Source organism: Okeania sp., assembly GCF_983059655.1.
The window spans coordinates 1-8371 of record NZ_CEZPJD010000337.1 but is presented as its reverse complement, the minus strand read 5'-3'; the positions used below and the strand labels follow the sequence as shown (position 1 = coordinate 8371).

Sequence of the window (8371 nt, the reverse complement as noted above, 5' to 3'; positions counted from 1 at the left end):
TAGTATCAATGAAACCTACACTTAGCATGAGTCAAATCAAACAGAAAGCCTTAGAAGTAGGATTTCACAAAGTTGGGATTGCTTCAGCAAATGAGTTAAATTTAGACAGAAAAAGATTGCAGGCATGGTTGAATAAAGGCTATCAAGCAGACTTAAGATGGATGTCTAACCCCAAACGTCAAAACTTGAAGCTAGTTATGCCAGAGGTCGAATCTATTATTTGTGTTGCCCTCAACTATTACACGCCACATCAACATTCTGAAAATTCTGAAATAGGTAAAATTTCTCGCTATGGGTGGGGTAGGGATTATCATAAAGTCATGCACCAAAAGTTAAAAGCTCTGACTAACTGGTTGCAAGAGCAAGAAAAGGAAATTTTAACCAGGTATTATGCAGATACAGGTCCCGTGCCAGAAAAGCTATTAGCACAACAGGCAGGTTTGGGCTGGATAGCAAAAAATGGTAATTTAATTACTAGAGAATATGGTTCATGGGTCTTTTTGGGGGAAGTGCTAACTAACTTAGAGTTGACAAGCGATCGCTCTCATACTCAACATTGTGGTAGTTGTACTCGTTGTTTGGAAGCTTGTCCGACTAATGCGATCGTAGAACCTTTTGTTGTTGATGCAAATCTTTGTATTGCTTATCATACAATAGAAAATAGAAATCCTGAACTACCTGAACATATTAAATCAAATTTAAAAGGATGGGTCGCGGGTTGTGATATTTGTCAGGATGTTTGTCCTTGGAATCAACGATTTGCTCAAAAGACAAATATTGATGATTTTCAACCTTATCCTGGTAATTTAACTCCTAAGTTAACAGAACTAGCAGAGATATCTGAACAAGATTGGGATAAGCAATTTCCAGCTTCCGCGCTACGACGTATTAAGCCAAATATGCTGCGACGAAATGCTCGTGCTAATCTTTAATGAAGTCAAGGTTAAAGTTATCCACTTCTATAAATTAGGTTTATTAGATTTATAGTAGTCGCAGGAAAGGTGAGGACATATCAAAAGCATAAAACTGAGACAACGCCAGATTTTTCTTTCTGCCTTCTGCTATACATTGTTGAGTCATAGTTAAGGTTTGCGTTCATAAAGTCTGTTGGTAGAAGTAGGAGACAGGAGACAACCTACCCCTAACCCCTCCAGTGGAGGAGAAATGGAAATTCATTAGGAGGTAGTCGTAAAAATTTTCCCAAGATTGTTCTCCCATAATCATCCCAAAATACTAGCTTTTTGAGCTTGAGCGACCGAAAAGCTTGCACTTTTTTCGCTCCTTTAAAGGCACTTACCAATATCAGTCAATGCTTTTATATTAGATCGGTAAGCCCTAATTATTAATTGTTGAAAAACAGCCTCTAATGATAGAATCAGAAAGCAATTAGTAATTGTTATATAATAATGATAAAAACAGTTATTTTTGATTTTGATGGTACATTGGCAGATACTTTCGATCTGATTTTTGCAATTACAAATGATTTATCAGTTGAATTTGGATATAAACAAGCTAAGAAGGAAGAAATTCCAGAAATTGAAAAATTAAGCCCTCTACAAGTTATTAATCAATCAGGAATATCTATTTTTAAAGTTCCTTTTTTATTAAGAAGAATTAGAGCAGAATTTCAAAAAGAAATTAACAATGTTAGTTTGTTTGATGGTATTAAAGAAGTTTTATTAGAATTGAAACAGCATGGTTATCAACTGGGAATAATTACTTCTAATAGTTACAAAAATGTCGAGTTTATCTTAGGAAAATATGATTTATTAATATTTGATTTTTTAATTTCAGGTGCAACTCTGTTTGGCAAAGATAAGATTATTAAAAAATATATAAAAACCGAGAATATTCAACTAGAAGAGATCGTTTATATCGGAGATGAAGCTAGAGATATTAGTGCTTCTAAAAAAGCTAAAGTAAAAGTAATAGCCGTGACTTGGGGATTTAACTCTAGAGAAGTGTTATCGGATTATCAGCCAGATGCTTTAGTCGATAAACCACAAGAACTAATAGCAGTAATTAATAACTTTTGAATCAAGTAAAAACTATAGATGAATAGTGATAATCTTAAACTTGATTTAGATCAAGTCCGTTTAGTTCAGTATAAAAAAATATTCCATCTTCACCCAGAGCGGAAAGAATTCTGTTTGCGGAGCATTCCGTAGGAAATTCTGATCCACTATCTTATTACACCGATGCTACTGGATTTGATATTACTTCAATATCTAGTAGTATGATGCCAAATATAGCCAATTTTTGCTACACTTTATTAAGATTAGGGACTAGGGTTTTACTGAATAATACTATTTTAAAAAAGAATTTGTTTGAATAATAAATACAATAGAACTCAGTTCCGCGTTCCGCGCTCGTGCATACTTTCTAAGAGATGTCCCTTTGACAAAAAAGATAATTTATGTTTTAAAAACTGGTATTGAAGCTATTAATTATGTACGTTACCCTATCGACAACACCCCTAGACACTGCTAGCCCACTAGTTTTATTATATTGACCATAGCCATATTACTATAATATCATGTCCGGGTAATTAGTGATAAAAAAACTTTCTACTCTTTTTTCCTCCTGACTCCTGACTCCTCCTTTATTATTGATAACTATTCAATCGGATATGATATAAGAACCGTAGTATTAATTGGCATTATCCCGGCAATGTCTCACAGAATAGTGCGGGTCTTCTAACAACTTAATAAAATCAAAATTTAATCAAGTAATGTCACAAAATATAAGTCAAGCATAAATTAAGAAAAAAACTATAGATATAGATAACTGTGTTGGATGTCATCATCCTATTAGACATAAATTTTCCACACCCTTTTTGTAGCATAATTTTTAATAATTAGTATGTATAATGATATGTACAATTAAGTTATCCAACTTCTACAGGTAAAATACTATGGAGATTACTCAAAATTCTTTTCAAACTCCCACATCTCCCACAAAAATTTTAATTATTGAAGATGAACTTATTGTCGCGGAAAATATTGCTAGGAATCTTCGTAAATTAGGATATGAAGTAATCGGAATTGTAGACTCTGGCGAAGAAGCAATTCAAACTGCAACAAAACAACATCCTAATTTAGTACTAATGGATATCATGCTTCAAGGAGATTTGGATGGCATTGAAGCTGCTGGGTATATTCGCTCTCAATTAAAAATACCTGTTGTTTATATGACTGCCTATGCAGACGATGATACATTAGGCCGGGCAAAGTTAACCGAACCTTATGGATATCTAGTCAAGCCATTTAAACCTCAATCCTTAAAAACTACAATTGAGATTGCCCTTCAGAAATATCAAGGCGAACAAACTACAGAGTCACAGTACATTAAGCAAATTGAAACTGTAAAATCTCAACTTAATAAGTTAACTAATCAAGAAAATCCAAGTCTTTTAAGTAATCGGCTTCTATTGTCAGACAAATTCGATCGAATTATTAGTAATACAGCCAATTCAAAAACACAATATTCTGGAAAAGAACAAGATTTTGTACCAACTATTCCTATTATTTATTTAGGTATAAATCGCTTTAAACGAATTGATGATTTAGGATACGATTGGAGCGATTTATTGATTAGAAATATAACAGAAAGAATCAATAAGTTTATTAGTAATAATAGCGTGATAGCTCGCTTAAATACAGATGAATTCGTGATTGTCCTAGAATCACTTCATCAGAAGATAGAAATTACAGGTATAACTCAAAATATCCTACAGCAATTTGTCGAACCTTATGTGTTAAAGCAGCAAAAGTTTTTGATTAGTGCTAATGCTGGAATTGCTCTTTATCCTATTGATGGAAGACAACTGGGGCAATTACTTTTAAAAGCCAGAAAAACCATGGAATATGCCAGAAGAAAGGGCAATAATCAATATTATTTTGATAATGAAGTAGGTAAGGATCAAAACAGCCATACTTTGCAGTTAGAGAATGATTTACATTCGGCACTTTCAAGTAAACAATTTAAGATTGTTTACCAACCAATAATTAATTTAAAAACAGGCAAAATTGTAGGTGCTGAAGCTCTGCTGCGCTGGCAAAAATCTGACGGCTCTATAATATTACCAAGACAATTTTTACCCTTAGCGGAAGAAACAGGATTAATTGAACCAATAGGTGAATTTGTTTTGAAGACTGCTTGTGAAAATGTTAAAGCTTTGCAGGATATTGGGTTAGGAAAAATACGAGTAGGAGTCAACATATCTGCTCGCCAGTTAAATCAATTAGATTTACGTCAAAAGTTAGTTAAAGTTCTTTTAAATAGTGGTCTAGCTCCTAATTACGTCGAGTTAGATTTTAATGAAAGTATTTTAATTACAAATGAAACAAAGGCAATACGAAGTTTACATGGTTTAAAAAGTTTAGGCATTCAAATTTCTATAGATGATTTTGGTACTGGTTATTCTTCCTTAAGTTATCTGCAAAAGTTCCCCATTGATAGTATAAAAATCAATCAAAATTTTATTAATGCAATAAACAACAATCCTACGAACCAAGTTATTGTCTCAGCAATTATTTCTATGGCTCACAAATTAAATATACGAGTTATTGCTGAAGGAGTTGAGACCGAAGAAGAATTGGCTTTTTTAGTTAAAAATCAGTGTGATGAACTTCAAGGTTATGTATTTCATCGTCCGTTACCTTTGGTAGAATTTGCATCCTTAGCAGAGTCTTTAGCTATTTGTCCTCAAATGATTAATGATTGGATACAGGGAAAAGAAAAAAGAAAAGGAAAATGAAATAATGTATCTATTAGTTATTAGTTTTATCTTCTGAAATAGGAATTATCTCCCAGTTATGTGTTTCTAGAATAGGTGCAATATCTATAACTGCTTGCTGCCGTAGAGCAATAACTTGTTTAATCTGACAAAGTCCTTCTAACTGAATTTTATTCATAGAAGTAGCTCTACTAATAGTTTCATTATTTTTGCAATATAAATATCCAGTAGCTTGATTACCAATACCTCGAAGTTTAAGATGGTATAGTTTTATATGTCGATAAAGAAAGTGATTTGGAGTAACAATAATTTGTATTTTGCTCATTAACCGTAGAAGTTATATTTTACAGTAGTACAATAATTGGGTGCAGACATTTATCGATAGCTAAAACCTTTTTACCGAAGAATTAATAATTAAATAATTCAGGTTTAAAGCCTCCCCTTTTAAGAGGAAAAAAAGAAATAATATTTCCTTATTTTCAATTCCGTAACGGTTTTAACCAGAGGTAATTATCAATTATCCATTATCAATTATCCATTAATGAAAGTTTGCTATTTCCTGTTCTCTGTTCTCTAGCACTTAGCGCTATAGGTATTCTAGAAAATTTCAAATAAATAAACATGGGTAGAGTTTGAGGAATTGTTAATTATTGAAGATTCATTGAGGCTCTGGCTAAATACGCCATCAAGTTAGTTATTTTTTTGTCAACTTAATCTAACTAAATATCAATTTTTTTTTTCTTTAAAGTAGAACGAATTTGTTGTATCAAATTTTCCTTATCTTTTTTATTATTCAATATTTGCATTTGCAATTCAGAAATATCTGTATTTTTTTCCTCAAACTTTTCTTTATAGTTATTGACTATATTTCGATCTCGATCCAGATTTTCTTGAGAAATATGATTAACTTTACTAAATTCTGTAACAGCAGACGAATTTACTGCCGATCGCTCTAAGTTTGGTTGTTGAACTAATTTTTCTAACTCATCTAATGTTGCTTCAGAGCGTTGATTATTTTCTACTAGAGACTTAACAATTTGCTTACCAGTTTCAGCTAAGTTGTTAAGTTCAGAAATTTTCATGATTAAGTTATTAGCTACTAAATTCATTTGACGACCTGCTTGTGAAGTTTCATTCACCAATTTTCCAATCTCGTTAGTAATATGACTAAAACCACTAAGTTCAGAATTTGAATGACCAGCAACAATAGCGGCTTGTATTGCCAAATGTTTGGCTTGTTTACTAACTGTTTCAATTTGATGAGATGTAGAGTTGATTAGTTTAAGTTCATTGGTAAACAAGTTGCCAATATTGAAAATTTCATCCATATTTTTGTTGATTTTTTGTACTCCTTCAAATGTGGCATAAAATGCTTTTTTTCCTTCCTGAGAAATAAAACCAGTAATTTCCTTCAATCTGTGGTTCAGGTCATGAATTTGTTCCGATTGACTAATTATGTCATTTTGCTGCACTTCTAATAACTTGTGTCTAATTAAAATTTCTTGTTTTTGCGATCGTAATGCTGCTGTATTTTGTTGGAGTTTTTGCTGTTTATGTTTAAGCTGAATCAAATAATTTTTAGCAGAATTTTTGTGGCGAGACAACTCATCATTTACTTCTTTCAGTACATGGGATTGAGCTAAGATTAAAGTTTGAAAATTCAGTAAAAAATAAGTAGAAAAAACAGGCTGTTTTTTGTTTGCAATTTTAATTACAAGGGGTTCATAAACATTTTCTTCAGAACGATTTAGTGCTATCTGTACAGCTAAATGAATTTTTTCTTCAGCTAGTAAGATTAAACAGTTATCTAAATATTTAGTTGGAGTTGCTTTTAAAAAATATTGAATCGGACGTTTGATAAATAGTTCTCTTCCATAAGGAGAACTCATTTGTTCGTGAAAGTAGCGCCGAGAAATCATGCCAAAAAACTTTTCATCGGAAGCGACTATAACCCCAGGTAAATCAGGTTGTTCATGAAAGTGATATTCAACTAATTCTAGGGAAGTCATCGGACTTACTTGAAAATCAGTCAGTGGTAATTCTCTAAGGGTAGATTCAGAATTTAGCTTTGGTAGATTAACAATAGATTCTAGAGTGTTTGCCATGGTAAAACATCCATTTTATTTATGAAAGAGCTTTGGAAAAATCTAGAGTAGTTTAATTATTATAATTTAGATTCATTTATTGTATAAGCTATCAGTTAATAACGTCAATTGTCATTTATAACTCATTTCAATAGATGTTGGTTGTTGCATAAATTATCCCTAGTAGTTTAACTTTGCCTTGACATAGATATGATAGGAAGTATCTAAACATTAATTATCAAATTCAGGCAATAGACTTTTCCAAAATTTAAAAATTAAAGCAATTATTATCGATCAATTGTCAATGATTTATTTCTTGTACCAATAGATAATTGATAATTAATCCATTCGGTTTAAAGCCTCTCCTTTTAAGGAGAAAAAAGCGATCGAGAGATTGGGTTAGCGGAGCGGCTCTGATAAGAGCGGTTCTCCTGGTTATATCCAATCGACCAAAATAATAAATTAAATTTCCTTATCTTCAATGAACGTATCCCACTATTTTAAACAAGCTTATTTGTTTAAGTAAAATTTATTTGAAAAGCTTGATTTTTCGTTTTTAATTCTCAAAATATTTAAGGTTTTCAGCAAAAATATTATTAGTGGTATAGGTTCATCAAAAAAGGTTTTAACCAAAGGTAATTAGTTAGTAAGCATTCAGCTATTAGCTATCAGTTCTCAGCAAAAAAAAGGGGGTTTTAATGAATATAGACTGTTTCATCCAGCTTTGATCGTAAGTATAAATTTTGACTCAATTAGTAAAGCTTTTATCTAAAATTAAAAGCAATAGCTGATTGCTGATTGCTGACGGCTGTTTGCGCAGCATTCCGTAGGAAATGCTTACGGTAATTATCTATTAATTAACTGTTCTTTGTGCCTTCGTTTATGGAGATTTATAATTATTGATATGTACACACTCTTGATGTACAGAATTTGTAAAAAACAAAAAAAATAGATAATCAAGTTTGAAAATTTTATTAATTTTATCTATATCTTTAATTTCAGTATATTTTATATAAAATCAAAATATATAGCAATCTTATTTAAGTTATAAATTATCAACTATTCCTCCCTGATTCGGTGTTTCCTAATCCCTCTTTTAAAGAATATTTCTATTTTTTATCAAAATAATATGGGTCTAATACCAATTCCCAAAAATAATCCTATACTTCCGATGAATTTCAGTTATTAAGTAATAATAATGATTCAGTAATGTTTGTAAGAATTATCGGCATTAATCCAAAATATCTTATGCCTTTGAAACCTACTCCCTATTCCCAAGGAGATGTAGCAAAACTTTTGAGAAATGGTATAAAACCCCTCCTTTTAAGGCGAAATATTTTTGGAGCCTTGCTCAAATCCCCGTGACAAAAATAACTTCTGACTGTTCAGATGTGTGTCTTACATTCTGGAGGGGCTATGTGCGGAATTACTTCCGTATAGTAGTTGCCCTGTAGGGGAACTCAGAATTATACACTCGCTTCTATAGCAATGAGCGCTGGTATATTTACAAATTGCAGGATTGGCCAAATAGCTAAAAGTCTTATATGAT

At 31.8% G+C, this 8371-nt stretch carries 5 protein-coding genes; 3 read left to right on the top strand and 2 right to left on the bottom strand.

All coding sequences use genetic code 11. The features are described from left to right. Positions 1-8: 8 nt before the first annotated feature. The 3 genes from queG to AC3DU7_RS18435 all read left to right on the top strand — a co-directional run bounded on the left by queG (position 9) and on the right by AC3DU7_RS18435 (position 4759). Positions 9-932 (top strand): tRNA epoxyqueuosine(34) reductase QueG, encoded by a 924-nt coding sequence (queG, locus tag AC3DU7_RS18445; RefSeq protein WP_488040776.1) that lies wholly within the window; start codon positions 9-11, stop codon positions 930-932. 474 nt (positions 933-1406) lie between these two features. Then, positions 1407-2036 (top strand): HAD-IA family hydrolase, encoded by a 630-nt coding sequence (locus AC3DU7_RS18440; RefSeq protein WP_488040775.1) that lies wholly within the window; start codon positions 1407-1409, stop codon positions 2034-2036. 878 nt (positions 2037-2914) lie between these two features. After that, positions 2915-4759 (top strand): two-component system response regulator, encoded by a 1845-nt coding sequence (locus AC3DU7_RS18435; RefSeq protein WP_488040774.1) that lies wholly within the window; start codon positions 2915-2917, stop codon positions 4757-4759. A 13-nt stretch (positions 4760-4772) separates the two neighbouring features. Here AC3DU7_RS18435 and AC3DU7_RS18430 read toward each other — a convergent pair whose 3' ends face one another. Together AC3DU7_RS18430 and AC3DU7_RS18425 are read right to left on the bottom strand one after the other, a co-directional pair. Then, positions 4773-5063 carry a hypothetical protein gene (locus AC3DU7_RS18430; RefSeq protein WP_488040773.1) on the bottom strand — a complete coding sequence of 97 codons (291 nt, stop codon included), beginning with the start codon at positions 5061-5063 and terminating at the stop codon, positions 4773-4775. 394 nt (positions 5064-5457) lie between these two features. Beyond that, entirely contained in the window at positions 5458-6843 is a 1386-nt protein-coding gene (locus AC3DU7_RS18425) for a hypothetical protein (RefSeq protein ID WP_488040772.1), read from the bottom strand. Between the last annotated feature and the right edge of the window lie 1528 nt (positions 6844-8371).